General features: G+C 55.3%; 26 protein-coding genes. 24 read left to right on the top strand and 2 right to left on the bottom strand.

Annotation, left to right across the window (positions count from 1 at the left end; genetic code table 11):
• The first annotated feature begins 50 nt into the window (after window positions 1–50).
• The 10 genes from WN53_RS15465 to rihA all read left to right on the top strand — a co-directional run bounded on the left by WN53_RS15465 (window position 51) and on the right by rihA (window position 9,464).
• A complete protein-coding gene (locus WN53_RS15465; protein ID WP_021179990.1) occupies window positions 51–386 on the top strand; it encodes a zinc ribbon domain-containing protein YjdM in 336 nt (111 codons plus the stop codon).
• 237 nt (window positions 387–623) lie between these two features.
• A complete protein-coding gene (locus tag WN53_RS15460) occupies window positions 624–1,679 on the top strand; it encodes a PhoH family protein (protein WP_024483192.1) in 1,056 nt (351 codons plus the stop codon).
• Window positions 1,676–2,149, top strand: a complete 474-nt coding sequence (gene ybeY / locus WN53_RS15455) for an rRNA maturation RNase YbeY (protein WP_024483193.1) — start codon at window positions 1,676–1,678, stop codon at window positions 2,147–2,149. The genes WN53_RS15460 and ybeY overlap by 4 nt, the downstream gene beginning before the upstream one ends.
• Window positions 2,150–2,230: 81 nt before the next feature.
• The gene (corC, locus tag WN53_RS15450) at window positions 2,231–3,109 is read left to right on the top strand and encodes a CNNM family magnesium/cobalt transport protein CorC (RefSeq protein WP_024483194.1); all 879 of its coding nucleotides are present in this window, start codon (window positions 2,231–2,233) and stop codon (window positions 3,107–3,109) included.
• Window positions 3,110–3,116: 7 nt separating this feature from the next.
• Complete coding sequence (gene lnt, locus WN53_RS15445) at window positions 3,117–4,646, top strand: apolipoprotein N-acyltransferase (RefSeq protein ID WP_024483195.1); 1,530 nt, start codon at window positions 3,117–3,119, stop codon at window positions 4,644–4,646.
• Between the two features lie 363 nt (window positions 4,647–5,009).
• The gene (locus tag WN53_RS15440; RefSeq protein ID WP_024483196.1) at window positions 5,010–5,906 is read left to right on the top strand and encodes an amino acid ABC transporter substrate-binding protein; all 897 of its coding nucleotides are present in this window, start codon (window positions 5,010–5,012) and stop codon (window positions 5,904–5,906) included.
• A 214-nt stretch (window positions 5,907–6,120) separates the two neighbouring features.
• A complete protein-coding gene (locus WN53_RS15435) occupies window positions 6,121–6,861 on the top strand; it encodes an amino acid ABC transporter permease (RefSeq protein ID WP_024483197.1) in 741 nt (246 codons plus the stop codon).
• Window positions 6,861–7,535: a glutamate/aspartate ABC transporter permease GltK gene (gltK, locus tag WN53_RS15430; RefSeq protein ID WP_021805327.1), complete on the top strand. Its 675-nt coding sequence runs from the start codon at window positions 6,861–6,863 to the stop codon at window positions 7,533–7,535. The genes WN53_RS15435 and gltK overlap by 1 nt, the downstream gene beginning before the upstream one ends.
• Window positions 7,535–8,260 (top strand): amino acid ABC transporter ATP-binding protein, encoded by a 726-nt coding sequence (locus WN53_RS15425; protein WP_021179998.1) that lies wholly within the window; start codon window positions 7,535–7,537, stop codon window positions 8,258–8,260. Before gltK ends, WN53_RS15425 begins: the two co-directional genes overlap by 1 nt.
• 271 nt (window positions 8,261–8,531) lie before the next feature.
• Window positions 8,532–9,464: a pyrimidine-specific ribonucleoside hydrolase RihA gene (rihA, locus tag WN53_RS15420; RefSeq protein ID WP_024483198.1), complete on the top strand. Its 933-nt coding sequence runs from the start codon at window positions 8,532–8,534 to the stop codon at window positions 9,462–9,464.
• Window positions 9,465–9,957: 493 nt separating this feature from the next.
• On the opposite strand, the gene WN53_RS15415 is transcribed toward rihA, so the two are convergent.
• The gene (locus WN53_RS15415; RefSeq protein ID WP_024483199.1) at window positions 9,958–10,440 is read right to left on the bottom strand and encodes a zinc ribbon-containing protein; all 483 of its coding nucleotides are present in this window, start codon (window positions 10,438–10,440) and stop codon (window positions 9,958–9,960) included.
• A gap of 517 nt (window positions 10,441–10,957) precedes the next feature.
• On the opposite strand from WN53_RS15415, the gene leuS reads away from it, so the two are divergent.
• The 13 genes from leuS (at window position 10,958) to lipA (ending at window position 24,452) form a co-directional block, all read left to right on the top strand.
• The gene (gene leuS, locus WN53_RS15410; RefSeq protein WP_024483200.1) at window positions 10,958–13,540 is read left to right on the top strand and encodes a leucine--tRNA ligase; all 2,583 of its coding nucleotides are present in this window, start codon (window positions 10,958–10,960) and stop codon (window positions 13,538–13,540) included.
• Between the two features lie 14 nt (window positions 13,541–13,554).
• On the top strand, window positions 13,555–14,118 hold the full coding sequence (gene lptE / locus WN53_RS15405; protein ID WP_024483201.1) for an LPS assembly lipoprotein LptE: 564 nt from the start codon (window positions 13,555–13,557) through the stop codon (window positions 14,116–14,118).
• Window positions 14,115–15,149: a DNA polymerase III subunit delta gene (gene holA / locus WN53_RS15400; protein ID WP_024483202.1), complete on the top strand. Its 1,035-nt coding sequence runs from the start codon at window positions 14,115–14,117 to the stop codon at window positions 15,147–15,149. The genes lptE and holA overlap by 4 nt, the downstream gene beginning before the upstream one ends.
• Entirely contained in the window at window positions 15,139–15,801 is a 663-nt protein-coding gene (gene nadD / locus WN53_RS15395; protein ID WP_024483203.1) for a nicotinate-nucleotide adenylyltransferase, read from the top strand. Before holA ends, nadD begins: the two co-directional genes overlap by 11 nt.
• Window positions 15,802–15,984: 183 nt before the next feature.
• Window positions 15,985–16,302, top strand: coding sequence for a ribosome silencing factor (gene rsfS / locus WN53_RS15390; protein ID WP_021180005.1), 318 nt, complete (start codon window positions 15,985–15,987; stop codon window positions 16,300–16,302).
• Window positions 16,303–16,305: 3 nt separating this feature from the next.
• The gene (gene rlmH, locus WN53_RS15385) at window positions 16,306–16,776 is read left to right on the top strand and encodes a 23S rRNA (pseudouridine(1915)-N(3))-methyltransferase RlmH (protein WP_004949595.1); all 471 of its coding nucleotides are present in this window, start codon (window positions 16,306–16,308) and stop codon (window positions 16,774–16,776) included.
• Between the two features lie 38 nt (window positions 16,777–16,814).
• Window positions 16,815–18,710, top strand: coding sequence for a peptidoglycan DD-transpeptidase MrdA (mrdA, locus tag WN53_RS15380; RefSeq protein WP_046808103.1), 1,896 nt, complete (start codon window positions 16,815–16,817; stop codon window positions 18,708–18,710).
• An 8-nt stretch (window positions 18,711–18,718) separates the two neighbouring features.
• Entirely contained in the window at window positions 18,719–19,831 is a 1,113-nt protein-coding gene (gene mrdB / locus WN53_RS15375) for a peptidoglycan glycosyltransferase MrdB (RefSeq protein WP_021805334.1), read from the top strand.
• Window positions 19,832–19,841: 10 nt separating this feature from the next.
• Window positions 19,842–20,924, top strand: a complete 1,083-nt coding sequence (gene rlpA / locus WN53_RS15370) for an endolytic peptidoglycan transglycosylase RlpA (RefSeq protein ID WP_024483204.1) — start codon at window positions 19,842–19,844, stop codon at window positions 20,922–20,924.
• Between the two features lie 184 nt (window positions 20,925–21,108).
• On the top strand, window positions 21,109–22,320 hold the full coding sequence (gene dacA, locus WN53_RS15365; RefSeq protein ID WP_024483205.1) for a D-alanyl-D-alanine carboxypeptidase DacA: 1,212 nt from the start codon (window positions 21,109–21,111) through the stop codon (window positions 22,318–22,320).
• A 102-nt stretch (window positions 22,321–22,422) separates the two neighbouring features.
• A complete protein-coding gene (gene ybeD / locus WN53_RS15360; protein ID WP_021180010.1) occupies window positions 22,423–22,689 on the top strand; it encodes a DUF493 family protein YbeD in 267 nt (88 codons plus the stop codon).
• A gap of 136 nt (window positions 22,690–22,825) precedes the next feature.
• A complete protein-coding gene (lipB, locus tag WN53_RS15355) occupies window positions 22,826–23,494 on the top strand; it encodes a lipoyl(octanoyl) transferase LipB (RefSeq protein WP_024483206.1) in 669 nt (222 codons plus the stop codon).
• Entirely contained in the window at window positions 23,487–24,452 is a 966-nt protein-coding gene (gene lipA, locus WN53_RS15350) for a lipoyl synthase (protein ID WP_024483207.1), read from the top strand. The genes lipB and lipA overlap by 8 nt, the downstream gene beginning before the upstream one ends.
• A gap of 96 nt (window positions 24,453–24,548) precedes the next feature.
• Here the strand turns inward: lipA and tatA are convergent, their stop codons facing one another.
• On the bottom strand, window positions 24,549–24,755 hold the full coding sequence (gene tatA, locus WN53_RS15345; protein WP_024483208.1) for a Sec-independent protein translocase subunit TatA: 207 nt from the start codon (window positions 24,753–24,755) through the stop codon (window positions 24,549–24,551).
• 218 nt (window positions 24,756–24,973) lie between these two features.
• Here tatA and adrA point away from each other — a divergent pair, with 218 nt between their 5' ends.
• Window positions 24,974–26,038, top strand: coding sequence for a diguanylate cyclase AdrA (adrA, locus tag WN53_RS15340; RefSeq protein WP_024483209.1), 1,065 nt, complete (start codon window positions 24,974–24,976; stop codon window positions 26,036–26,038).
• Window positions 26,039–26,041 lie beyond the last annotated feature (3 nt).

Genomic DNA, 26,041 nt, shown 5'->3' with positions numbered 1-26,041 from the left:
TCATTGTCCGGTAATTTTGTTTTTTATTTTGATTATGAGGCGACACAATAATGCAACTCCCACACTGCCCGAAGTGCAATTCCGAATACACCTACCAGGATAACGCCCTGTTCATCTGCCCTGAGTGCGCCCATGAGTGGAGCGACAGCGCGGCCGTTGAAGATGCCGATACCCTGATTGTCAAAGATGCCAACGGTAACCTGCTGGCCGATGGCGATGCGGTGACCGTGGTCAAGGATCTGAAGGTCAAAGGCAGTTCTTCCATGTTGAAGATCGGCACCAAGGTGAAGAACATCCGCCTGGTCGAAGGCGATCACAACATCGATTGTAAAATCGACGGCTTTGGCCCGATGAAGCTGAAATCCGAATTTGTGAAGAAGAGCTGATTTCCGCTGTTAACCACGGGGCGGATGTATGCGCCCCCTACCATTTCAGGGCGAATGTATTCGCCCTCCCCCCTTGAATTCCCTTCACTGCGCACAGATAGATCAGAGGTAAACTTGCGCCGGTGCGGTACACCATGAATAATTCAGGGTAGAGCTGTTCGGGGGTTGCCCTGAATGCCCGCGCTGAAATCGCGTTACGTGACATCAACCAGGCCCTGTTGAGCCTTGAGGAATCGTTTGAACGTCGCAACACAAGAAATCCTGTTGGAGCCCGCAGATAACCAACGCCTGTTGAGCCTGTGCGGCCCGTTTGATGACAACATCAAACAACTCGAACGTCGGCTGGGGATTGAAATCAACCGCCGTGACAACCGTTTCAAGCTGGTCGGTAAAAACCTGTGCGTGGTTGCCGCCGCCGATATTCTGCGCCATCTGTATGTGGATACCGCGCCGATCCGTGGCGTGACACCAGATATCGATCCGGAACAGATCCACCTGGCAATCAAAGAGAGCCGGGTGCTGGAGCAGGTGGCAGACAGCGTGCCGGATTACGGCAAATCGGTCACCATCAAGACCAAACGCGGCATGGTGAAGCCCCGCACGCCTAACCAGGCGCAATACATCGCCAATATTTTCGCCCATGACATCACCTTTGGCGTTGGCCCGGCGGGTACCGGTAAAACCTATCTGGCGGTTGCGGCTGCGGTAGATGCTCTGGAGCGCCAGGAAATCCGGCGTATCCTGCTGACCCGCCCGGCGGTTGAGGCTGGCGAGAAGCTGGGCTTCCTGCCGGGGGATCTGAGCCAGAAAGTCGACCCGTATCTGCGCCCGCTGTATGACGCCCTGTTTGAAATGCTGGGCTTCGAACGCGTGGAAAAGCTGATCGAGCGTAACGTGATCGAAGTTGCGCCGCTGGCCTACATGCGTGGCCGTACGCTGAATGACGCCTTTATCATTCTCGATGAAAGCCAGAACACCACCATCGAACAGATGAAGATGTTCCTGACGCGTATCGGTTTCAATTCGAAAGCGGTGATCACCGGCGACGTGACCCAGATCGACCTGCCCCGTAATCAGAAATCCGGCCTGCGCCATGCGGTGGAAGTGCTGTCTGAGGTGGAAGAGATCAGCTTTAACTTCTTCCACAGCGAAGACGTGGTGCGCCACCCGGTAGTGGCCCGTGTAGTGGTCGCCTATGAAGCTTGGGAAGCCGCCGAACAAAAACGCAAAGATGCCATCGCCGAACAACGTAGACGTGAGGCACCGGTTGCCTCCGAACAGGAAACACCATGAGCCAGGTTATTCTGGATTTACAAATTGCCTGCGCCAGCAGTGAAGGATTACCGGATGAAGCCACCTTCCAGCGCTGGCTGGAAGGGGTATTACCACAGTTTCAGGAAGAGGCCGAAGTCACCATCCGCCTGGTGGATGAGGCGGAAAGCAATGAGCTGAATCTGACCTATCGTGGTAAAGACAAGCCCACCAACGTGTTATCATTCCCGTTCGAGGCACCGCCGGAAGTCGAACTGCCGCTGTTGGGTGATTTGATTATTTGCCGTCAAGTGGTTGAACAGGAAGCGGTTGAACAACAGAAAGCGCTGGAAGCACACTGGGCGCATATGGTTGTTCACGGTAGCCTTCATCTGCTAGGGTATGACCACATCGAAGACGATGAAGCCGAAGAAATGGAATCTTTGGAAACCGAGATAATGCAGGAGATGGGTTACCCAGACCCTTACCTCGCGGAAAAAGATCCCATCTGATGTTAGCTGAGCACCCCGCAGCCCCGATTGGGGCTGTCGCTAATTTTGATAACTCAATAGAGTGATATTAACTAAAACGCCATGAGCGACGACCATTCACAAAGCAATGACAGCCCCAGTCCCAAGAAGGGGTTCTTTACTCTTATCCTTAACCAGCTGTTCCACGGTGAACCAAAAAACCGTGGCGATCTGGTAGAGCTGATCCGTGATTCCGAGCAAAACGACCTGATCGATCCCGATACCCGTGACATGCTGGAAGGCGTGATGGATATCGCCGAGCAGCGCGTGCGCGACATCATGATACCACGCTCCCAGATGGTGACGCTCAAGCGTAACCAGACGCTGGAAGAGTGCCTGGACGTGATTATCGAATCCGCCCACTCGCGCTTCCCGGTGATCAGCGAAGATAAAGATCACATCGAAGGCATTCTGATGGCCAAGGACCTGCTGCCATTTATGCGCGCAGACTCCGAGCCGTTCAGCATCGACAAGGTGCTGCGTACCGCCGTGGTGGTACCGGAAAGCAAGCGGGTTGACCGGATGCTGAAGGAGTTCCGCTCCCAGCGTTATCACATGGCGATTGTCATTGATGAATTCGGCGGTGTCTCTGGCCTGGTGACCATCGAAGACATTCTGGAGCTGATTGTCGGGGAAATTGAGGACGAATATGACGATGAAGAAGATCGTGACGTTCGCCAACTGAGCCGCCACATGTTCACCGTGCGGGCGCTGGCGCCGATCGAAGACTTCAACGACATCTTCGGCACCCATTTCAGCGACGATGAGGTGGACACCATCGGCGGCCTGGTGATGCAGGCCTTCGGCCACCTGCCAGCGCGCGGGGAAACCATTGAAATCGAAGGTTACCTCTTTAAAGTTGCGATGGCCGACAGTCGACGTATCATCCAGGTTCATGTCAAAATTCCGGACGACGCCCCGCAACCGAAACTGGAAGAATAACTTACACATGGCTAAAGCCTCATTACTAGATCGCCAGCGGGTTCGCGCCCTGCTGGCGCTTTTGACCGGTGCCTGTGGCACGCTGGCCTTCTCCCCTTACGATATCTGGCCTGCGGCCATTGTTTCGCTGTGCGGCCTGTTGGCCGTGACCCTCAACCGCACTACCAAACAATCCGCCCTGCTCGGTTTCTGCTGGGGTATGGGGCTGTTTGGTAGCGGCGTGAACTGGGTTTACGTCAGCATTGCCGATTTCGGCGGTATGCCGTTTGCCATCAATATTTTCCTGGTCGTGCTGCTGGCCGCCTATCTTTCGCTGTATACCGGGTTATTCGCCGGTTTGCTGACGCGGATCTGGCCACGGACCACCTGGTGGCGGCTGGCCATTGCCGCCCCGGCTCTATGGCAACTGACCGAGTTCCTGCGCGGTTGGGTGCTGACCGGTTTCCCCTGGTTGCAATTTGGTTATACCCAGATCGATGGTCCGCTGAAAGGCATTGCGCCATTGCTCGGCGTGGACGCGATCACGCTGATGCTGATGTCCCTCAGCGGCCTGCTGGTATTTGCCCTCAACCAGCGGCGCATCACCCCGGCGGTCATTGCTATCGCCATGCTGTTACTGCCGTGGCCGCTGCGCCAGATCCACTGGTTTACGCCGCAGCCGGATAAAGCGGTGAACGTCGCCATGGTGCAGGGCAATATCGAGCAGTCGATGAAGTGGGATCCGAAGGCGTTGCTCAGTACGCTGCAAACCTATCTGGATGAGAGCCGTCCGCTGATGGGCAAAGTGCCGATCATCATCTGGCCGGAGTCCGCCATTCCCGATGTAGAGAGCAATCAGAACGGTTTCCTTACCATGATGGACGATCTGATGCGCGCCAAGAACAGCAGCCTGATCACCGGTATCGTGGACGCTCGTGCTACGCAACAAGGTACGCAGTTCTTCAACAGCGTGATCGTGCTTGGCGAGGAACAGCCTTACAGCTACCCGGCAGCCAATCGCTATGACAAACATCACCTGGTGCCCTTTGGTGAGTTTGTGCCCTTGGAAACGCTGCTGCGCCCATTGGCTCCGTTATTCGACCTGCCGATGTCCTCGTTCAGCCGTGGTAATTATGTGCAGCCACAGCTCAGCGTACGCGGTTACAACCTGACGGCAGCCATCTGCTATGAAATCGTGCTGGGCCAGCAGGTGCGCGATAACTTCCGTCCGGATACCAACTTCCTGCTGACCGTGTCCAACGATGCCTGGTTCGGCCATTCCATCGGCCCATGGCAGCACTTCCAGATGGCGCGTATGCGTTCATTGGAGCTGGGCAGGCCGTTGCTGCGTAGCACCAATAACGGTATCACCGCCGTCGTTGGCCCAACCGGCGAAGTGTTGGCATCCATCCCACAGTTCACCCGCAAGGTGCTGGAAGTGAAGGTGACACCAACTACCGGCATCACGCCGTATGCCCGCCTTGGCTCTGCGCCAGTGTGGATCATCACCGTGCTGCTGGGTGGCATCGCGCTGCTCATTAGCTGGCGCCGCAGATAAGTTCTCTTTGGGCACGGTGCCTTACCGTGCCCTCTTCATTTCTTGTTGCCCCTTCCCTTCTGATGTTTCTGGCATGCTCCTTGCTTTAATTACCCTGTAGAACGTTGCTGATTTACTTTAACTGACATCTTGTCGCATCCGTGCACAACTCCAGCGCAAGTCTCGCACCCCAGTGGTGCATCAGGGGTTTATTGCATTCATTTGGTGCGCGTGATGTCGCAAAAAATGAAACAACTTAGTTTCATCTTGTTCACAATCGGTTATTTTCTATCGTAAATCGGCATTAGGACTATCTTTATAGCTCAGCCGTATTAACCCGCCCTCCCTGAGTGCGGGCAATCACAACAGCACAGGAGTTGGACCATGCAAATACGCAAATTGGCGTTATCGTTACTGCTGATCGGGATGGCGAGTAGCGTAGCCCATGCGGAAGAACTGACCGGTACGCTGAAGAAAATCAAAGATAACGGCGTGATTGTTGTTGGCCACCGTGAATCCTCAGTTCCGTTCTCCTACTACGATAATCAGCAGAAAGTTGTGGGTTACTCCCAGGACTATTCCAACCAAATCGTTGATGCCATCAAGAAGAAATTGAACGAGCCTAATCTGCAGGTGAAAATGCTGCCGATCACCTCGCAAAACCGCATTCCATTGTTGCAAAACGGCACCTTCGATTTTGAGTGTGGCTCCACCACCAACAACCTCGAGCGCCAGAAACAGGCCGCATTCTCTGATACCATCTTCGTCGTCGGTACCCGTCTGCTGGTCAAGAAAGGCTCCGACATCAAAGACTTTAAAGATCTGGCCGGTAAAGCCGTGGTTGTCACTTCAGGCACCACTTCCGAAGTGTTGCTCAACAAGCTGAACGACAAAGATCAGATGAAAATGCGCATCATCAGTGCCAAAGACCACGGCGATTCCTTCCGCACTCTGGAAAGTGGCCGTGCGGTGGCGTTTATGATGGATGATGCCCTGCTGGCAGGCGAACGCGCCAAGGCCAAACAGCCGGATCAGTGGGAAATCATTGCCACTCCACAGTCCAAAGAAGCCTATGGCTGCATGATGCGTAAAGACGATCCAGAGTTCAAAAAACTGGTGGATGAAACTATCGCTCAAGCTCAGACCTCTGGCCAGGCAGCCAAATGGTTTGAGGTCTGGTTCAAACAGCCAATCCCACCGAAAAACCTCAACATGAACTTCGAACTGTCTGACGACATGAAGCAGTTGTTTAAAGAACCAAACGACAAAGCACTGAACTAAACTAAAAATAAAGATCAAGCCAGCCAAGCTGGCTGTTGTAGATGACTGTAATAGGGCAGACAGGTATGCGGGGGGCCGTTCCCCTCCCGCATTCTTTCCTAAACACGACTCAAGGCACACCAAAAAGCCAGCCTGACTGGCGTGCGCCACGATTGAACGGTCATCAAGTTGTAAGGTTTGTAAGGTGTTTTGCACCTGTTTGCCGGAGTTCGTTATGTCAATAGATTGGAACTGGGGTATCTTTCTGCAGCAGGCCCCGTTTGGGAATACCACCTACCTGGGCTGGATCTGGTCCGGCTTTCAGGTTACGGTCGCCCTCTCCGTCTGTGCATGGATTATTGCCTTCTTTGTCGGTTCACTGTTCGGTATCTTGCGTACCGTACCCAACCGTTTTCTCTCCTCACTAGGTACCTGTTACGTTGAGCTATTCCGTAACGTGCCGCTAATCGTGCAATTCTTTACCTGGTATCTGGTGATGCCGGAGCTGCTGCCAGCCGATCTCGGCATGTGGTTCAAGAGCGAGCTCGATCCCAACGTGCAATTCTTTGTTTCTTCCATGCTGTGCCTTGGGCTGTTTACCGCTGCGCGCGTTTGCGAACAGGTGCGTGCCGCAATCCAATCCCTGCCCCGCGGCCAGCAGGCGGCCGGGCTGGCAATGGGCCTGACGCTGCCACAAACCTATCGCTACGTGCTGCTGCCCAACGCCTATCGAGTGATCGTGCCGCCGATGACCTCGGAAATGCTCAACCTGGTAAAAAACTCCGCCATTGCCTCAACCATCGGGCTGGTGGATATGGCCGCTCAGGCCGGGAAGCTGCTGGATTACTCCGCACACGCCTATGAATCCTTTACTGCCATCACCCTCGCCTATGTCGCTATCAACGCCGTCATCATGCTGTTTATGCGTATTGTCGAGAAGAAAGTGCAGTTACCTGGCCATATGGGGAGTAAATAATGTACCAATTTGATTGGGGATCGATCGTCCCAAGCTTCCCGTATCTGCTGCAAGGGCTGGTCGTCACGCTGAAAATCACCGTGACGGCTATTGTGTTCGGTATCCTCTGGGGCACCGTTCTGGCGGTGATGCGCCTGTCGCCGATCAAGCCGATCAGCTGGTTTGCGGCGCTGTACGTCAACCTGTTCCGCTCCGTGCCGCTGGTGATGGTGCTGCTGTGGTTCTATCTGGTGGTTCCAAGCTTATTACAACAAGTTCTTGGGCTGTCACCGAAAACCGATATTCGCCTTATCTCGGCTATGGTAGCCTTTTCGCTGTTTGAAGCCGCCTACTACTCGGAAATTATCCGGGCAGGTATTGAAAGCGTGTCGCGCGGTCAGTCCTCTGCCTCGCTGGCGTTGGGCATGACCCAGTGGCAATCGATGCGGCTGGTGATCTTGCCGCAAGCGTTCCGCGCCATGGTGCCGCTGCTGCTGACCCAGGGGATCGTGTTGTTCCAGGATACCTCCCTGGTGTACGTACTAAGCCTGGCCGACTTCTTCCGCACCGCGTCAACCATTGGTGAGCGTGACGGTACACAGGTGGAAATGATCCTGTTCGCCGGTTTGGTCTATTTTGTTATCAGTCTCGCCGCCTCGGCGCTGGTAAGCTATTTGAAGAAAAGGACTGTTTGATGATATCCCTGAAAAATGTTTCTAAGTGGTACGGTCACTTTCAGGTTCTGACCGACTGCACCACCGAAGTCAAAAAAGGCGAAGTGGTGGTGGTCTGCGGTCCTTCCGGTTCAGGCAAATCGACCCTGATTAAAACCGTCAACGGGCTCGAGCCGATCCAGAAAGGCGATATCGAGGTTAACGGCATTCAGGTCAACAACAAGAGCACCAACTTGGCGCAACTGCGCTCCAAAGTGGGGATGGTGTTCCAGCATTTTGAACTGTTCCCTCACCTGTCGATCATTGAAAACCTGACGCTGGCGCAGGTTAAAGTGCTCAAGCGCGACAAGGCAGCCTCACGCGATAAAGCCCTGAAACTGCTGGAGCGCGTGGGCCTGTCGGCACATGCCGAAAAGTTCCCTGGGCAGCTCTCTGGTGGCCAGCAGCAGCGTGTGGCGATTGCCCGTGCGCTGTGTATGGATCCGATCGCCATGCTGTTTGATGAGCCCACCTCGGCGCTCGATCCGGAAATGATCAACGAAGTGCTGGACGTGATGGTCAAGCTGGCGCAGGAAGGGATGACCATGATGGTGGTGACCCACGAAATGGGCTTTGCCCGTAAGGTGGCCCACCGGGTGATCTTTATGGATGAAGGGAAGATTGTGGAAGACACCAATAAAGATGACTTCTTCAACAACCCGCAGTCAGAACGTGCCAAAGACTTCCTGGCCAAAATCCTGCATTGATGTACCAGATGCGCCCTGCCCCCCAGGGCGCATCAATAGTGCTTGTTTGTTTCGCACTTTCCCCCGATCCTCATAGACCCCGATGAACTTAAAGCTGCCGCTAGCAAGACGACACGTAAATACCCTATAGATTTCAAGTTGCAGCTAGGCGACAAGCTATCTCATCCCCAGGAGCTTACGTTTTTGTAAGTGACTGGGGTGAGATAGCGCAGGTAACAACGCTGCAGCTTGAAAGATGACGGGTATAACGATAACGCTGAAGGAGAAAGTGATGTCCCGCCCTATTATTATCGATTGTGATCCAGGTCTTGATGACGCTATTGCCCTTGCCATGGCACTACGCGCCCCTACGTTAGATGTTAAAGCCGTCACCACTTCCGCTGGTAACCAGACACCGCAAAAAACCCTGCATAACGCCCTTGGCCTGCTGACGCTAATGCAACGGCAAGATGTCCTGGTCGCTGGCGGTGCCGCCAAGCCCTTGATGCGCGATCTGGTGATTGCCGATTACGTGCACGGTGATACCGGTATGGGCAACACCCATCTGCCAGCACCGGATTTCCAGCCTGTAAAACAAACTGCGGTCGAGTTGATTGCCGATCTGCTGCGTACCAGCCCAGAGCCGATTACGCTGGTAGTCACCGGCCCGATGACCAATATTGCCTTGCTGCTGTCACAGCACTCAGAGTTGAAAAGCAAGATTGAACGCATCGTGTTTATGGGCGGTGGGATGAATGCAGGCAACACCACGCCGGTGGCCGAATTCAATATCTACGTCGATCCGGAAGCGGCCGAAATCGTGCTGCAATCCGGCGTACCGCTGACCATGGCCGGGTTGAACGTCACCCATCAGGCATTGGTGTTACCGCAGGATATCGAACGCATCCGCAGCATTAATAATCCGGTGGCGGCAGCGGTAGCCAGCATGCTCGATTTCTACCTGCCGTTGTATCTCAGCCACCCGCGTGGCCTGCCGGGTGCCGCCATGCACGACCCTTGCACCATCGCCTGGCTGCTGGCCCCGGAGCTGTTTGAAAGCCGTGAGCTGTGGGTGGGTGTGGAGACCCAAGGTCAATACACCGTGGGCATGACGGTAGTGGATGAGTTTGGCCAAAACGGTAAACCGGCCAACGTCGAGGTGTTGACCCATATCAACCGCCAAGGCTTTATCGATCTGATGGTCGAGTGCGTTTCACGTTATTAAATGACCCCTCACCCTAACCCTCTCCCACAGGGAGAGGGAACCGATCGAGTGTGCTGATTGCCCTGTGTAATACCTTGTATTTCTTGTTCTTATGCCCTACTTTCCGAAGCCGCACAGCCTTATCAAAGATGCCGGGCAGCCCCCTCGCCCTGTGGGAGAGGGTTGGGGTGAGGGGACGGAACGTGCCACAACTCAATCACGTCACCTATGTCAGCCCTGTAACAAACTAACACCTGCACCAGAACATAATTCCGAACCCGCCTTTTACCGCGACTCCGAAGCCTCTGATAGGTGGGGATCATGCAGGTTAGCCGACCGTTGAGCGCAAGGATGCGCGATTCGAGCCTCCAAGGACGGATTCACGGCGTGTCGGCGTTCTGCATGATCCCCACCTGTGGCACCAGTAATCACAGCTATTGAGGTTTTGATGACGTAATATGTAAATGGGCGCAGTATGCAGCGCCCCTACATCAGTAGCATCTCTGCTGATATATCAAGGCTCAAACGGCCTACGTTGGAACTGATCGTGACCACACTTCGGGCACAGAGGCAGCACTTCCGGCGTATAGAAAGCCAGATGGTGATGGCATTTCTCACACACCAGATTGCCCAGCCCAACCACCTCACCGCTGTGGTAGACGCCGTGATGGCTAACATCTTTAAACACCTCACGCCACTCCAACTGGGTTTTATCGGTGATATCCGCCAGTTCCTGCCACAGGCTTTCTTTAATCACGCGCATAAACACGCTGTCGGTGAATTCCTCCCGGCTCTCTTCATAGCTGCGGGCGAACTCTTCCAGATCGCGGCGCACCGCCCGGGTCAACTGCTCTACTTCCGTACGGCTGAGATCCTCCACCTCGTTCAAGCGTTTCTCGGCACTGGCGACCAACTGGTCAATGTCACGCTCACCGTTCTTTAAACGTTCCGTCAGCGATGTCACCAACTCGCGGTAATACTGAGCAACCTTGTTCATAGCGTCTCCTAGATGAACTACTGCGACAGGACTTCTCCCCTAAAATTAGGCTGTGTCCCTCAATTGTCCATGGGCCGCTGGCGGTCATTTGAGCACATGACATGAGGTTTGATGAGCTAAATATGAGTACCGTACCAGCATGCTCAAATGACCCCCAGCCCAAAGGGTCGCGCCCCAAAAACCCGTTCTCTGCGTTGTCGGGCTTGAACGTAGACCCACTATGCCCTTCCCCCTCCGCCTTGATAACGGGCTTTTGTGTCTGCGACGGCACCACGCCCAATTGAGAAACACAGCCTATCCGTAATTATTTTAGTCGTAAATCACTGATGTGGCTTGGCTAGATGAGGTTTTGGCAGATTGTGAGTCACATCATGGCACAGATATTTTTTTAATACGTCGAGTCGGGCCGCTTGGTGTTGTTGCTGGCAGGTCTTATCAGCTATGCTATGCAGATCTAAAGATACTCACAGAATGCTACGGATGTAGCTGTTACACACCTACAGGACCATCGGCCGCCATGCAAGAGCAATACCGCCCCGAAGAGATAGAATCGAACGTACAGCTTCACTGGCAAGAGAAGCAAACTTTCAAGGTTACCGAAGACGCCAGCAAGGAAAAGTATTACTGCCTATCCATGCTGCCATACCCTTCTGGTCGTCTGCACATGGGTCATGTTCGGAACTACACCATTGGCGACGTGATCTCCCGCTACCAGCGCATGCTGGGCAAAAACGTGCTACAGCCAATTGGCTGGGATGCGTTTGGCCTGCCAGCCGAAGGCGCGGCGGTAAAAAATAAAACCGCACCGGCACCTTGGACCTACGACAACATCGAATATATGAAGAACCAGCTGAAACTGCTGGGCTTCGGCTATGACTGGGACCGCGAGATCGCAACCTGCGATCCTGACTACTACCGTTGGGAACAGTGGTTCTTCACCAAGCTGTACGAAAAAGGCATGGTCTACAAGAAGACCTCGGCGGTGAACTGGTGCCCACACGATCTGACCGTACTGGCCAACGAACAGGTGATCGACGGCTGCTGCTGGCGCTGTGATACCAAGGTTGAGCGTAAAGAGATCCCACAGTGGTTTATTAAAATCACCGGTTACGCCGATCAACTGCTCAACGACCTGGACACGCTGGAAAGCTGGCCAGAGCAGGTGAAAACCATGCAGCGCAACTGGATTGGCCGTTCCGAAGGGGTAGAAATCACCTTCGACGTTGCCGACTGCGCTGAGAAAGTTACCGTTTACACCACCCGCCCAGACACCTTTATGGGTGCTACCTATGTCGCCGTTGCCGCAGGTCACCCGCTGGCACAGCAGGGCGCGGTCAACAACCCGGCGCTGACAGACTTCATCGACGAATGCCGCAACACCAAGGTTGCCGAAGCCGAAATGGCCACCATGGAGAAGAAAGGCATGGCCACCGGCCTGTTTGCCATTCATCCGTTGAGTGGTGAGAAACTGCCAATCTGGGTAGCCAACTTCGTCCTGATGGAATACGGCACCGGTGCGGTAATGGCCGTCCCTGGCCACGATCAGCGTGACTGGGAGTTCGCTACCAAATACGATCTGCAGATCAAACCGGTCATTTTGAACCTGGACGGCAGCAAGCCAGACGTCAGCGCCGAAGCGATGACCGAAAAAGGCACCCTGTTCAACTCCGGCGAATTCGACGGACTGGATCACCTGGCGGGCTTTAACGCCATCGCCGACAAGCTGGTGGCCAAAGGCGTCGGCCAGCGCAAGGTGAACTACCGTCTGCGCGACTGGGGCGTGTCCCGCCAGCGCTACTGGGGTGCTCCAATCCCAATGGTGACCCTGGAAGACGGCACCGTAATGCCAACGCCAGAAGACCAACTGCCGGTGATCCTGCCGGAAGATGTCGTAATGGACGGCATCACCAGCCCGATCAAAGCCGATCCCGAGTGGGCAAAAACCACCGTTAACGGCCAGCCTGCGCTGCGTGAAACCGACACCTTCGACACCTTTATGGAATCTTCCTGGTACTACGCGCGTTACACCTGCCCGCAGTACGATAAAGGCATGCTGGATCCGGCTGCGGCCAACTACTGGCTGCCGGTCGATCAATATGTTGGCGGGATCGAACACGCCATCATGCACCTGATGTATTTCCGCTTCTTCCACAAGCTGATGCGCGACGCTGGCCTGGTCGATTCAGACGAGCCTGCCAAACGCCTGCTGTGCCAAGGCATGGTATTGGCCGATGCCTTCTACTACACCGGCACCAGCGGCGAACGCGTCTGGGTATCCCCGGTTGATGCCACCGTCGAACGTGACGAGAAAGGCCGCATTGTCAAAGCGACCGATCCTGAAGGCCGCGAACTGGTCTATGCTGGCATGAGCAAAATGTCGAAGTCGAAGAACAACGGCATCGACCCGCAGGTGATGGTAGAGAAATACGGCGCGGATACCGTGCGTCTGTTTATGATGTTTGCTTCCCCGGCAGAAATGACGCTGGAATGGCAAGAATCTGGCGTTGAAGGGGCAAACCGCTTCCTCAAGCGCGTCTGGAAGCTGGCTTACGACCACGTTGGGCAAGGAGCCGTTCAGCCACTGAACGTCAGCGAGCTCAATGAAGATCAGAAAGCCCTGCGCCGCGACGTGCATAAAACCATCGCCAAAGTGACCGACGATATCGGCCGCCGCCAGACCTTCAACACCGCCATCGCCGCCGTGATGGAGCTGATGAACAAGCTGGGCCGTGCGCCGCAGGAAAGTGAACAGGATCGCGCGCTGCTGCAAGAAGCCTTGCTGGCCGTGGTACGTATGCTGTATCCGTTCACACCACACGTCTGTTTCACCCTGTGGCAGGCGTTGAACGCCGAAGGCGACGTAGACACTGCGCCATGGCCAGTGGCAGACGAAGCCGCCATGGTGGAAGATTCCAAACTGGTGGTGGTACAGGTTAACGGCAAGGTGCGGGCAAAAGTCACCGTGCCTGCCGATGCCACCGAAGAACAAGTACGTGAGCGCGCCGCCCAGGACCATCTGGTGGCCAAATATCTGGAAGGGGTCACGGTACGTAAAGTGATCTATGTTCCAGGCAAATTGCTTAACCTGGTTGTGGGTTAACTCAAGGAGGCTTTGTGCGACTTCGTATTCTGACGTTGTTGCTGGGGTTGGCGGTGCTTGTCACCGCCGGCTGCGGTTTTCATCTGCGCGGCACCGCGCAGGTGCCCACAGAATTGCATACGCTGATCCTGGACAGCTACGATCCCTTTGGCCCACTGACCCGTGCCGTGCGCGAGCAATTGCGTCTAAGCGGGGCTACCGTGGTCAAATACGATCCGGCCCACAAGGAAGTCCCGTCACTGCGCATCGTCAATTCGACGCAAAGCCAGGATACGGTTTCGATCTTCCAGGATGGTAAAACGGCGGAGTATCAATTGGTGATGACGGTGCAGGCTCAGGTGCTGATCCCGGGGCATGATATTTACCCGATCAACGTCAAAGTGTTCCGTTCGTTCTTTGATAACCCGTTGACTGCGTTGGCCAAAGACTCCGAGCAGGACATCATCATGCAGGAAATGCGTGAGCAGGCTGCCCAGCAAATTCTGCGTAAGATGCTGGCAGTGCACGCGGCGGTGCAAGAAACGCAAGAAAAAGCCGCTATCGCTGGTGAAAAAGCGGCCAGTACCCCAGCACAATGATCCGTCTTTATCCTGAACAACTTGCCGCGCAGCTCCGAGAGGGGCTGCGCGCTTGTTATTTATTGAGCGGAAATGAACCCTTGTTGCTGCAGGAAAGCCAAGATCTGATCCGCCAGGCCGCCCAACAGCAAGAGTTCACCGAGCATTACAGCATTTCCCTGGATGTCCATACCGACTGGGATGCCATCTTCAGCATCTGCCAGGCTATGAGCCTGTTTGCCAGCCGGCAAACCCTGCTGCTGATTTTCCCCGAGAACGGCCCAACGGCCCCGATCGGCGAGCAACTGGTCAAGCTGGCCGCTTTGCTGCATGACGATATCCTGTTGGTACTGCGCGGCCCGCGCCTGACCAAAGCCCAGGAGAACAGCGCCTGGTTCAAGGCTCTCAGCGCTAATGGCGTCATGGTCAGTTGCCAAACGCCGGAACAGGCACAGCTGCCGCGCTGGGTCGCCCAGCGAGCCAAATCCATGCAGTTGGATCTCGATGACGCAGCCAATCAACTACTGTGTTACTGCTATGAAGGCAACCTGCTGGCACTTTCGCAGGCGTTAGAACGGTTATCACTGCTGCACCCCGATGGTAAACTGACGCTGCCCCGCGTAGAGCAGGCGGTAAACGATGCTGCCCACTTCAGCCCGTTCCACTGGCTGGATGCCCTACTGGCAGGCAAAAGCAAACGTGCCTGGCATATCTTGCGGCAACTCCAGCAAGAGGATGTCGAGCCGGTGATCTTGCTGCGCACCCTGCAACGGGAACTGCTGATGCTGCTGAACCTGCAACGCCGCATGGCGCACACCCCACTACGTACGCTATTCGATCAGCTCAAGGTCTGGCAAAACCGCCGCAGCCTGATCACTCAGGCTCTGCAACGCCTGTCGGGTCAACAATTGCGGCAGGCGGTGCACCTGTTGGCGCAAATTGAGCTCACCCTCAAGAAAGACTACGGCCAGTCGGTTTGGCCGGAGCTGGAAACCCTGTCGATGCTGCTTTGCGGCAAACCTCTGGCGACGAGTGTCACCGATGCCTACTAGCCCGCAACAGCCGCATACCCTGCACGCCTTTTTCGGTGGCACTTTTGACCCAATCCACTATGGCCATCTGCGCCCGGTGGCGGCCTTGGCTGAAGAAGTCGGCCTTGAGAAGGTCACGTTGTTGCCCAACCATGTGCCTCCCCATCGGCCACAGCCGGAGGCTAACGCGCAGCAGCGGCTAGCCATGGTCGAGCTGGCCATCGCCGGTAACCCATTGTTTACCGTGGACGATCGTGAATTGCACCGCACCACCGCGTCTTACACCATCGAGACTTTCGAAACGATTCGTAAAGAACGTGGCGCCGCAGCGCCTCTGGCGTTTATTATTGGCCAGGATTCACTGCTGAGCCTGCACAAATGGCATCGCTGGCAAGACCTGTTGCACTTCTGCCACCTGTTGGTGCTGGCGCGCCCGGGTTATAACCAGCAGATGGATACGCCAGAGCTGCAACGCTGGCTGGAACAGCACCAGATCGCCGATGCCGCCCTGCTCAGCCGCCAGCCGCACGGGTTTATCTACCTGGCTGATACCCCATTACTGGAGATATCCGCCACCGAGATACGCCAGCGCCGTCACCAAGGCATCAGCTGTGACGATTTGCTGCCGCGCCCGGTGCAGCGTTATATCGAGTTACAGGGTTTATATCGATAGGCCGCATGCTATACTGCGCCGCTATTTTTCAGGTATCCGCTGAAAACCCCAAGGATCTTGGCTAGCTGGGCAAAACCAGCAGGCTTTCAGCGGCATCCTGCCGAAACCATCACGATTCAGGCCAGTGACTTTGGGCAGTTGCCCTCAGCTTCCTGATGAACAGAACAACCCGAGGGGGAACCTTTGCAAGGTAAAGCGCTCCAAGATTTCGTTATCGATAAAATTGATGACATGAAAGGCCAAGATATTGTCGCTCTGGATGTTCAGGGCAAATCCAGCATCACCGACTGCATGATCATCTGTACCGGCACCTCAAGCCGTCATGTGATGTCGATTGCCGAACACGTCGTGCAAGAAGCCCGCGATGCCGGTATGGAACTGTATGGCATGAAAGGCCAGGCCGTTTCCGATTGGGTAGTGGTCGATCTGGGCGAAGTGATCGTGCACGTGATGCAGGAAGAAAGTCGCCAATTGTACGAACTGGAAAAGCTCTGGGGTTAAGCGGTGAAACTGCAATTGGTTGCAGTCGGCACCAAAATGCCCGACTGGGTGCAGACCGGCTTTATGGATTACCTGCATCGCTTTCCGAAAGATATGCCGTTTGAACTGACCGAGATCCCGGCGGGCAAACGCGGCAAGAATGCTGATATCAAACGCATTCTGGAAAAGGAAGGCGAGCAGATGCTGGCAGCGGTGGGCAAAGGTAACCGCATCGTTACGTTGGATATCCCAGGCACCCCGTGGGAAACGCCCCAGTTGGCACAACAGCTCGAACGCTGGAAACAGGATGGCCGCAACGTCAGCCTGTTGATTGGCGGCCCTGAGGGGCTGGCTCCGGCCTGTAAAGCCGCCGCTGAGCAAAGCTGGTCGCTTTCCCCGTTAACGTTACCGCATCCTTTAGTGCGTGTTTTGGTGGCAGAGAGCCTCTACCGCGCCTGGAGTATTACTACAAATCATCCTTACCACCGGGAGTAACCGGTGGTGACAGTAACAGAGTGAAAAAAAGCAGCGGGATGAAAATAGAACGTAACCCTTTTCGCGACTATACGGCCGAGTCTGCCCTGTTTGTACGCCGCGCCGTGGTGGCGTTTTTTATCATTCTGGTGCTGACAGGCATCCTGATTGCCAATCTGTATAATCTGCAAATCGTGCGTTTTGAAGATTACCGCACCCGCTCCAATGAAAACCGCATCAAGCTGCTGCCTATCGCACCCAGCCGCGGCATAATTTACGATCGCAACGGCACGCCGCTGGCGCTTAACCGCACCATTTACCAGTTGGAACTGATGCCGGAGAAGGTGGACGATCTGAAAGCCACGCTGGATGCCTTGCGCCCGGTGGTCGATCTCACCGACGACGATATCGCCAACTTTGAAAAAGAGCGCAAGCGCTCGCGCCGTTTCGTCTCGATCCCGGTGAAAACCCCGCTGACCGAAGTGCAGGTGGCCCGTTTTGCCGTCAATCAATTCCGCTTCCCTGGTGCGGAAGTCAAAGGCTATCAACGCCGCTATTATCCTTATGGGTCTGCCCTCACCCACGTGATCGGTTACGTGTCGAAAATTAACGACCGCGACCTCGAACGCCTGGACAAAGACGGCCAGCTACGCAACTATGCCGCCACCCATGATATCGGCAAGCTGGGTATCGAACGTTACTATGAAGATGTTCTGCATGGCAAAACCGGCTATGAAGAGGTTGAAGTCAACAACCGTGGCCGGGTGATCCGCCAATTACATGAACAACCGCCTTCCGCCGGTAAAGACGTTTATCTGACGCTGGATCTCAACCTGCAACGCTATATCGAGCAGTTGCTGGTCGGTAGCCGTGCCGCCGTGGTGGTCAGCGATCCGCGCACCGGGGGAATTTTGGCGATGGTTTCCAACCCAAGCTACGATCCCAACCTGTTTGTTGATGGTATCTCCAACAAGGATTATCAGGGGCTGCTCAACGATCCGAACCGCCCGCTGATCAACCGTGCCACCCAAGGGGTATACCCTCCAGCCTCCACGGTTAAACCCTATATTGCCGTTTCCGCTCTCAGTGCCGGGGTGATCACCAAAAATACCGTCGTGTTCGATCCGGGCTGGTGGCAATTGCCTGGGTCAGAGAAACGCTTCCGCGACTGGAAAAAATGGGGCCATGGCCGCCTCAACGTCACCAAAGCGCTGGAAGAATCTGCGGATACCTACTTCTATCAGGTAGCGTACGACATGGGGATCGATCGCCTGTCCACCTGGCTGACCAAATTCGGCTACGGCGAATATACCGGTATCGATCTTTCCGAAGAGCGTTCCGGCCTGATGCCAACGCGCGACTGGAAATTCAAACGTTACAAGAAACCGTGGTATCAGGGCGACACCATTCCGGTGGGCATCGGCCAGGGCTACTGGACCGCTACGCCGATCCAGATGTCCAAGGCGCTGAACACCCTGATTAACGACGGCAACGTCAAAGATCCGCATCTGCTGCAAAGTACCAAGATCAACGGCGTGTTGGTGCCGTTCAAGCAAAAAGAGAGCAAGCAGATCGGCGATATCCATTCAGGCTTCTGGGAAATAGCCAAAGACGGCATGTACGGCGTTGCCAACCGGCCTAACGGCACGGCGCGCAAGTTCTTTGCAGGAACGCCGTATAAAGCCGCGGCAAAATCGGGTACCGCGCAGGTATTCGGCTATGAAACCTATAACGCCCATAAGCTCGCAGAACATCTGCGGGACCATAAATTGATGACCGCCTTTGCCCCATTTGATAACCCAACGGTGTCAGTGGCCATCATTTTGGAGAACGGCGGTTCAGGGCCGGCGGTAGGCACCATTACCCGTCAGATCCTCGACCATATCCTGCTGGGCGACAACAATACGCAATTACCGGATGCAGAACCGCTGCCGCCAGGTATAGAAGGTGATTAAGGTAGAACATGACTGAAAGCCAACAAAAGGGCTCTATCTGGACCAAAATCCATATCGACCCCACATTCCTGTTATTTATTCTGGCCTTGCTGATCTACAGCGCCGTTGTGATGTGGAGCGCTAGCGGCCAGGATATGGGCATGATGGAGCGCAAAATCGGCCAGATCCTGATGGGGCTGATCGTGATGGGCGTGATGGCGCAAATCCCACCGCGGGTTTATGAAAGCTGGGCCCCCTACCTGTATATTTTCTGCGTGATATTGCTGATCCTGGTGGATGCCTTTGGCCAAATCAGTAAAGGCGCACAGCGCTGGCTGGATCTGGGCTTTGTGCGCTTCCAGCCTTCGGAAATCGCCAAGATCGCCGTGCCGCTGATGGTGGCACGCTTTATGAACCGTGACGTGTGCCCACCTTCGCTGAAGAATACCGGCATCGCGCTGGTGCTGATCTTCCTACCCACCTTGCTGGTTGCTGCACAACCCGATCTGGGCACTTCAATCCTGATCGCCGCCTCTGGCCTGTTTGTGCTGTTCCTGTCGGGGATGAGCTGGAAGCTGATTGCCGTGGCTGCCGTGGCGTTGGCCGCCTTTATTCCAGTGTTGTGGTTCTTCCTGATGCACGGCTATCAGCGTGACCGCGTGATGATGCTGCTCGATCCGGAAAGCGATCCGTTAGGGGCTGGTTACCATATTATTCAGTCGAAAATCGCCATCGGCTCTGGCGGCCTATCGGGTAAAGGCTGGCTGCACGGCACTCAGTCTCAGCTCGAATTCCTGCCGGAACGCCACACCGACTTTATCTTCGCGGTGTTGGCGGAAGAACTTGGCCTGATCGGCGTATTAGTGCTGCTGGTGCTGTATCTGCTGGTGATTATCCGCGGGCTGATGATCGCCGCCCGCGCACAGACCACCTTTGGCCGCGTAATGGTCGGTGGGCTGATGCTGATCCTGTTCGTCTATGTGTTTGTTAACATTGGTATGGTCAGTGGCATTTTACCGGTAGTTGGCGTACCTTTGCCTTTGGTCAGTTACGGGGGTTCGGCGCTGATCGTACTCATGGCTGGGTTCGGCATCGTGATGTCGATCCACACGCATCGGAAAATGTTGTCTAAAAATCTATAAGAGGTGTGCAATGCGTAAGGAATGGCTTTGGGTCGGCGCGGTTGCTGCTGCGGTATTACTTTCCGCCTGTACCACCACGACGGAAGAAACACAGGCTCCGGTGCAACAAGCCTACAACGGGCCGGTGACCGAGATCGGCGGCGTGGAGCCTCACTATGAACCCTATAACCCTGGCACTCTGCAGGATTATAAGGTTAATGGCGACACTTATCGCATCGTGCAAGATCCGCAGAACTTCTCGCAAACCGGCCTGGCAGCCTGGTACGGCGAAGAAGCCAACGGCAACACTACCGCTATTGGTGAGCAGTTCGATCCCAATGCGCTGACCGCTGCACATCCCACCTTGCCTATTCCTAGCTATGTACGCGTCACCAACCTGGCCAATGGCCGTCAACTGGTGGTACGCGTGAACGATCGCGGCCCTTATACCTCTGGCCGGATTATCGATCTGTCCAAAGCTGCCGCCGATCGCCTCAACCTGTCCAGCAACACCAAGGTGAAGGTCGACTTTATCAAGGTTGCTCCAGATGGCACGTTGAGCGGCCCTGGTACCGTGGGTACCGTCGTCGCCAAACAGAGCTACGCCCTGCCTCCACGCCCGGATCTCAGTTCCGGCGGCGGTATGGATACACCGATGCAGCAATCGGCACCGGTTGCCGCCCCTGCCGCACAAGCGATTGACAACGGCAGCATGAACTACAACGACAGTAGCGCAACCCCTGCCGCCTCCACTGGCCGTAGCGGTGGTTTCCTTGGTGCGCCGCAGCCGTTAGCCCCAGGCGTATTGGAAGGGTCAGAACCCCAGCCGGTCATCAGCGCGCCAACTGCAGCCCCGGTTGCGGCCACCGCAGCTGCAACCAGTGCCAGCGGTAGCTATGTCGTTCAGGTAGGTGCCCTGAGTAATGCCGAGCGTGCGCAAAGCTGGCAACAGCAGTTGAGCCAGCAGTTCGGCGTTCCTGGTAAGGTCGCCGCCAACGGCGCCGTCTACCGCGTGCAGCTTGGCCCGTTCAGCAATCGTCAACAGGCCGCACAGTTGCAACAGCGTCTGGCCACTGAGGCACAACAACAGTCCTTTATCACTGCCGCACCCTAGTCGTGAAACTCGGCAGGCCGATGCCGCCGACAGCAGGTCGTTGACTTATCTGAAACATTTTCTTTCAGGTAAATCTGTGTAAACCCCCTACTGTCGGCCGAATGGCTAATGCCTGCCGGGGCCCCGTCTGCTATAGTGTGACTCGTTTTTTAACTTAACTTTTACGGATGTTGTAGTCCCGATCATGAAACAGGTAACCTCTTTTCGCTTAATCAAAAGCCTCACGCTTGGCACTGCCATCGCGCTCAGCGCAGCGTCAGTTGCCCACGCAGACGACGTTAATATTAAAACCATGATCCCAGGTGTACCGCAGATTGATGCTGAGGCCTACATCCTGATTGATTACAACTCCGGTAAAGTGTTGGCGGAATCGAACGCCGACGCACGCCGCGACCCTGCCAGCCTGACCAAAATGATGACCAGCTACGTCATCGGCCAGGCGCTGAAATCCGGCAAGATTGGCCAGGACGATATGGTCACCGTAGGTCAGGATGCCTGGGCCACCGGCAACCCGGTGTTCAAAGGCTCCTCGCTGATGTTCCTCAAGCCGGGCGACCGCGTGCCAGTTTCCAAGCTGACTCGTGGTATCAACCTGCAATCCGGTAACGATGCCTGTGTCGCCATGGCGGACTACGTCGCGGGTAGCCAGGACGCATTCGTTAACCTGATGAATACCTACGTCAAACAGCTGGGCCTGCAAAATACCCACTTCCAAACCGTACACGGCCTGGATGCGGAAGGCCAGTTCAGCTCGGCGCGTGATATGGCGTTGATCGGCCAGGCGCTGATCCGCGATGTGCCAGACGAATACGCTATCTATAAAGAAAAAGAGTTCACCTTCAACAATATCCGTCAGCTGAACCGTAACGGTCTGCTGTGGGATACCAGCCTGAACGTCGATGGGATTAAAACCGGCCACACCAATGCGGCGGGTTATAACCTGGTGGCTTCAGCGACGGAAGGCCAGATGCGTCTGATCTCCGCCGTGCTGGGTGGCCGTACCTACAAAGGCCGCGAAACCGAAAGCAAAAAACTGCTGACCTGGGGCTTCCGCTTCTTTGAAACCGTCGCACCGCTGAAAGCAGGCAAAGAGTTCGCTTCTGAACCGGTTTGGTTCGGTGATGCCGATCGCGTCGAGCTGGGCGTAGACAAAGATGCCTATCTGACCATCCCACGCGGCCGGATGAAAGATCTGAAAGCCAGCTACGTGCTGAACACCCCGGAAATTCATGCTCCGCTGGCCAAAAACCAGGTGGTTGGCACCATCAATTTCCAGCTGGATGGCAAAACCATCGATCAGCGCCCACTGGTGGTGCTGAACGAAGTGAAAGAAGGTGGCTTCTTCGGCCGCATCGTGGATTATATCCGCCTGATGTTCCATCACTGGTTCGGCTAACCCTTGAATCGGCTGAGTTCGGCCCCATATAACAATTAACACTAACTCCCGCCCCGGCGGGAGTTATAATTTAGAGATCCGCCACAGCTGGAGCGCACCCACATGCAAAAGACTAAACTGAACGAACTGCTCGAATTCCCCTGTACCTTTACCTACAAGGTAATGGGCCTGGCACACCCCGAGCTGGTAGACCAGGTGGTTGAAGTGGTGCAACGCCATGCTCCAGGGGATTACAACCCGCAGGTCAAACCGAGCAGCAAAGGCAACTACCACTCCGTTTCCATCACCATCACCGCCACCCATATCGATCAGGTGGAAACGTTGTATGAAGAGTTGGGCAATATTGAAATTGTCCGTATGGTGCTGTAATTACAGCATAACTCCCTGCCAGCCAACCTGGTTCAGCACAAGCGCTGTCCGGGTTGCTCTGGTTCGCCAGGGATAAATGCTGGTCGCGGGCCAGAGCGCCCGGTATAATGTTTTTTACCACTTCTGTAACCTGACGATGCCCCGCTTGCAACACAATAAGATCATTCTCCGTCAGCTAGGGTTGCAGCCCTATGAGCCTGTATCCCAAGCCATGCACAGCTTCACCAATCACCGCGATGAGTCCACGCTTGATGAATTGTGGCTGGTGCAGCATCAAGCCGTGTTCACCCAAGGCCAGGCCGGTAAGGCAGAACATCTGCTGATGCCAGGCGATATCCCGGTGATCCAGAGCGATCGCGGCGGCCAGGTTACCTATCATGGTCCAGGCCAGCAGGTGCTGTACGTGATGGTGGATCTGAAACGCAATAAAGTAGGTGTTCGCCAACTCGTCACGGCCTTGGAAGAGACCGTTATTAATACCCTCGCCCATTTCAAGATCGAATCACGCGCCCGCCCGGATGCGCCCGGCGTGTACGTGGGCGAACAAAAGATTTGTTCATTAGGTTTGCGGATCCGCAAAGGTAGCTCATTTCATGGCCTGGCCCTGAATGTCGCCATGGATCTCACCCCTTTCCAACGCATCAACCCCTGCGGTTATGCCGGAATGCAGATGACACAGGTCAGCGCGCTGGCACCAGGTGTCGGGATTGCCGATGTGCATCCCATTCTGGTACAGGAATTTGTTCATTTACTCGGCTATCAGACGGTCGAGCTTCGTAACTGGAACCTGCACGATTATGAGTAAACCGATTCAGATGGAACGCGGCGTCAAATACCGCGATGCAGACAAAATGGCGTTAATCCCGGTAAAAACGGTGGCCACCGAACGCCAAGAGCTGTTACGCAAACCCGAGTGGATGAAGATCAAGCTCCCTGCCGACTCTACGCGCATTCAAGGCATCAAGGCCGCGATGCGCAAAAATGGCCTGCATTCGGTCTGCGAAGAGGCGTCATGCCCAAACCTGTCTGAGTGCTTTAACCACGGTACCGCCACCTTCATGATCCTGGGGGCCATCTGTACCCGCCGTTGCCCATTCTGCGACGTGGCTCATGGCCGCCCGGTGGCTCCCGATGCCAACGAGCCGGAAAAGCTGGGACAAACCATTGCCGACATGGCATTGCGCTATGTGGTGATCACCTCGGTTGACCGTGACGATTTACGTGACGGTGGCGCACAGCACTTTGCCGACTGCATTACCGCCATCCGTGCCAAGAGCCCGAACATCAAGATCGAAACCCTGGTGCCAGACTTCCGTGGCCGTATGGATCGTGCGCTGGAAATCCTTACCGCTACGCCGCCAGACGTGTTTAACCATAACCTGGAAAACGTGCCGCGTGTTTATCGTCAGGTACGCCCAGGGGCTAATTACGAGTGGTCACTGAAGTTGCTGGAGCGCTTTAAAGAAGCTCACCCGTCTATTCCGACCAAGTCAGGCCTGATGGTGGGTTTGGGTGAAACCAACGCGGAAATCGTGGAAGTGATGCGCGATCTGCGCCGTCATGGCGTAACCATGCTGACGCTGGGGCAATATCTGCAGCCAAGCCGTCACCATCTGCCAGTGCAGCGCTATGTCAGCCCGGCGGAGTTTGACGAAATGAAAGAAGAAGCGATGGCAATGGGCTTTACCCATGCTGCCTGCGGCCCGTTTGTGCGTTCGTCCTATCATGCGGACTTGCAGGCCAAAGGGCTGGAAGTGAAGTAACCGCGGTAATCTTTTGTTACGCTTCACCCGCGATTAACGCCAAAAAACGGATGTCCTTACGGCATCCGTTTTTTTATGGCTCAACGGCAGAGGCGGTTAAATGTCTTTCTTTTCGACGCTCTGCTGCGCGGTAGGCGTTTCAGCCGTATTCTGTGCAGGAGAGGTGTCATCGCCCACCGCTTTTTTGAAGCCTTTCAGCGCAGCCCCCAGATCCGCGCCCAGAGTACGCAGTTTGCTGGTGCCGAACAGCAACACGATCAACACCGCAATTACCAGCAGCTTGGTAATACTGATACCTTCCATATTCACCTTCTTTATTCATTTATGGCTGCAGGACGCAGCACGGGAACAAACTTTGTCTATAGGTATTTAGCGACTTTCTTTCGGCTATAACAACAACCAGTTGTAACAAGGTGAGATCTACCTGAGATGATCTATGCTTAGATTATAAGGAATATTCTTGGCTATTCGCTTTTTCCGGCTCCAGACCGGCTGCATAATTCATCACAGGGAAACATGGGATGCCTACAGCTCCATCGGCTTTTAACACCCGGCGTGCAGGCCTCAACTTCGCCAGGCGCCTCTACCTGCCACGTATTGTCGGCCTGGCGATTGGTTTCTGGTGCGTACTTACGGCGCTCTATCCAGGACACCAGCCGGTTGGCGTGTGGATCTTGCTGGCAGTGAATGGCTTTATCTGGCCACATATCGCTTATCAGTGGTCTATCCGCAGCGAAGCCCCCTACGCCACCGAGATCCGCAACCTGCTCATCGATGCACTGTTAGGTGGGATGTGGGTCGCCATCATGGGTTTCAATGCACTCCCCTCCGTGGTGATCCTATCGATGATGGGGATGAACAATATCGCCTCCGGCGGGCCGTCTCTGTATTTCAAAGGGCTGATGGCGCAAATTATCGGGGCGCTGGTTACCAGTGCGATACTCGGCTTCCCGTTTACGCCACAATCCACACCGCTGCAGGTTTATCTGTGTCTGCCGATGATCTTCATCTACCCAGTCTTCCTGGGTTATGTGACCTACCAGACCGCCAAGCGGCTGGCAGAAAAGCAACAGGAGTTATTGCGTATCAGCACGCGTGATGGCTTGACCGGCGTGTTTAACCGCCGCCATTGGGAACACCTGCTGCACAATGAGTTTGATAGCTGCCGGCGCTATAATCATACGGCTACGCTGATCCTGATGGATATTGACCATTTCAAAGCCATCAACGACACCTTTGGCCATGGGCTGGGGGATGAGGCGCTGATCGTGCTGGCGGAAGAGTTGGTGCTGGGGCTGCGGGCGATGGATATCGTTGGCCGCTACGGCGGTGATGAGTTTGGCACGGTGTTGCCCAATACCAGTGCCGAACAGGCCAGCCTGGCGCTCCACCGCATTCAGGAGCGCCTGAACGAGGTCGTCTTCCGTGAAGCCCCTGAGTTAAAGCTGAATATCAGCGCTGGGATCGCCGATTACCAGCCCGAGATGCCCGGCTACCAGGAGTGGTTGAAGGCCGCCGATATCGCACTGTATCGGGCAAAAAATAATGGCCGCAACCGGCAGGAACTCGCCGTACATCATTGCTAACCC

The organism is Serratia fonticola (genome assembly GCF_001006005.1).
In the GTDB taxonomy this organism is placed as follows: Bacteria; Pseudomonadota; Gammaproteobacteria; order Enterobacterales; family Enterobacteriaceae; genus Chania; species Chania fonticola.
Note: the sequence above shows the minus strand (reverse complement) of the source record. Positions and strands in the feature narration are given on the sequence as shown.

What these genes read in the sequence shown, in the direction of transcription:
- WN53_RS15465 (WP_021179990.1), top strand. Translation starts at nt 51, where the DNA reads ATGCAACTCCCACACTGCCCGAAGTGCAATTCCGAATACACCTACCAG.
- ybeY (WP_024483193.1), top strand. Translation starts at nt 1,676, where the DNA reads ATGAGCCAGGTTATTCTGGATTTACAAATTGCCTGCGCCAGCAGTGAA.
- corC (WP_024483194.1), top strand. Translation starts at nt 2,231, where the DNA reads ATGAGCGACGACCATTCACAAAGCAATGACAGCCCCAGTCCCAAGAAG.
- lnt (WP_024483195.1), top strand. Translation starts at nt 3,117, where the DNA reads ATGGCTAAAGCCTCATTACTAGATCGCCAGCGGGTTCGCGCCCTGCTG.
- WN53_RS15440 (WP_024483196.1), top strand. Translation starts at nt 5,010, where the DNA reads ATGCAAATACGCAAATTGGCGTTATCGTTACTGCTGATCGGGATGGCG.
- WN53_RS15435 (WP_024483197.1), top strand. Translation starts at nt 6,121, where the DNA reads ATGTCAATAGATTGGAACTGGGGTATCTTTCTGCAGCAGGCCCCGTTT.
- gltK (WP_021805327.1), top strand. Translation starts at nt 6,861, where the DNA reads ATGTACCAATTTGATTGGGGATCGATCGTCCCAAGCTTCCCGTATCTG.
- WN53_RS15425 (WP_021179998.1), top strand. Translation starts at nt 7,535, where the DNA reads ATGATATCCCTGAAAAATGTTTCTAAGTGGTACGGTCACTTTCAGGTT.
- rihA (WP_024483198.1), top strand. Translation starts at nt 8,532, where the DNA reads ATGTCCCGCCCTATTATTATCGATTGTGATCCAGGTCTTGATGACGCT.
- WN53_RS15415 (WP_024483199.1), bottom strand. Translation starts at nt 10,440, where the DNA reads ATGAACAAGGTTGCTCAGTATTACCGCGAGTTGGTGACATCGCTGACG.
- leuS (WP_024483200.1), top strand. Translation starts at nt 10,958, where the DNA reads ATGCAAGAGCAATACCGCCCCGAAGAGATAGAATCGAACGTACAGCTT.
- holA (WP_024483202.1), top strand. Translation starts at nt 14,115, where the DNA reads ATGATCCGTCTTTATCCTGAACAACTTGCCGCGCAGCTCCGAGAGGGG.
- nadD (WP_024483203.1), top strand. Translation starts at nt 15,139, where the DNA reads ATGCCTACTAGCCCGCAACAGCCGCATACCCTGCACGCCTTTTTCGGT.
- mrdA (WP_046808103.1), top strand. Translation starts at nt 16,815, where the DNA reads ATGAAAATAGAACGTAACCCTTTTCGCGACTATACGGCCGAGTCTGCC.
- mrdB (WP_021805334.1), top strand. Translation starts at nt 18,719, where the DNA reads ATGACTGAAAGCCAACAAAAGGGCTCTATCTGGACCAAAATCCATATC.
- rlpA (WP_024483204.1), top strand. Translation starts at nt 19,842, where the DNA reads ATGCGTAAGGAATGGCTTTGGGTCGGCGCGGTTGCTGCTGCGGTATTA.
- dacA (WP_024483205.1), top strand. Translation starts at nt 21,109, where the DNA reads ATGAAACAGGTAACCTCTTTTCGCTTAATCAAAAGCCTCACGCTTGGC.
- ybeD (WP_021180010.1), top strand. Translation starts at nt 22,423, where the DNA reads ATGCAAAAGACTAAACTGAACGAACTGCTCGAATTCCCCTGTACCTTT.
- lipB (WP_024483206.1), top strand. Translation starts at nt 22,826, where the DNA reads ATGCCCCGCTTGCAACACAATAAGATCATTCTCCGTCAGCTAGGGTTG.
- lipA (WP_024483207.1), top strand. Translation starts at nt 23,487, where the DNA reads ATGAGTAAACCGATTCAGATGGAACGCGGCGTCAAATACCGCGATGCA.
- tatA (WP_024483208.1), bottom strand. Translation starts at nt 24,755, where the DNA reads ATGGAAGGTATCAGTATTACCAAGCTGCTGGTAATTGCGGTGTTGATC.
- adrA (WP_024483209.1), top strand. Translation starts at nt 24,974, where the DNA reads ATGCCTACAGCTCCATCGGCTTTTAACACCCGGCGTGCAGGCCTCAAC.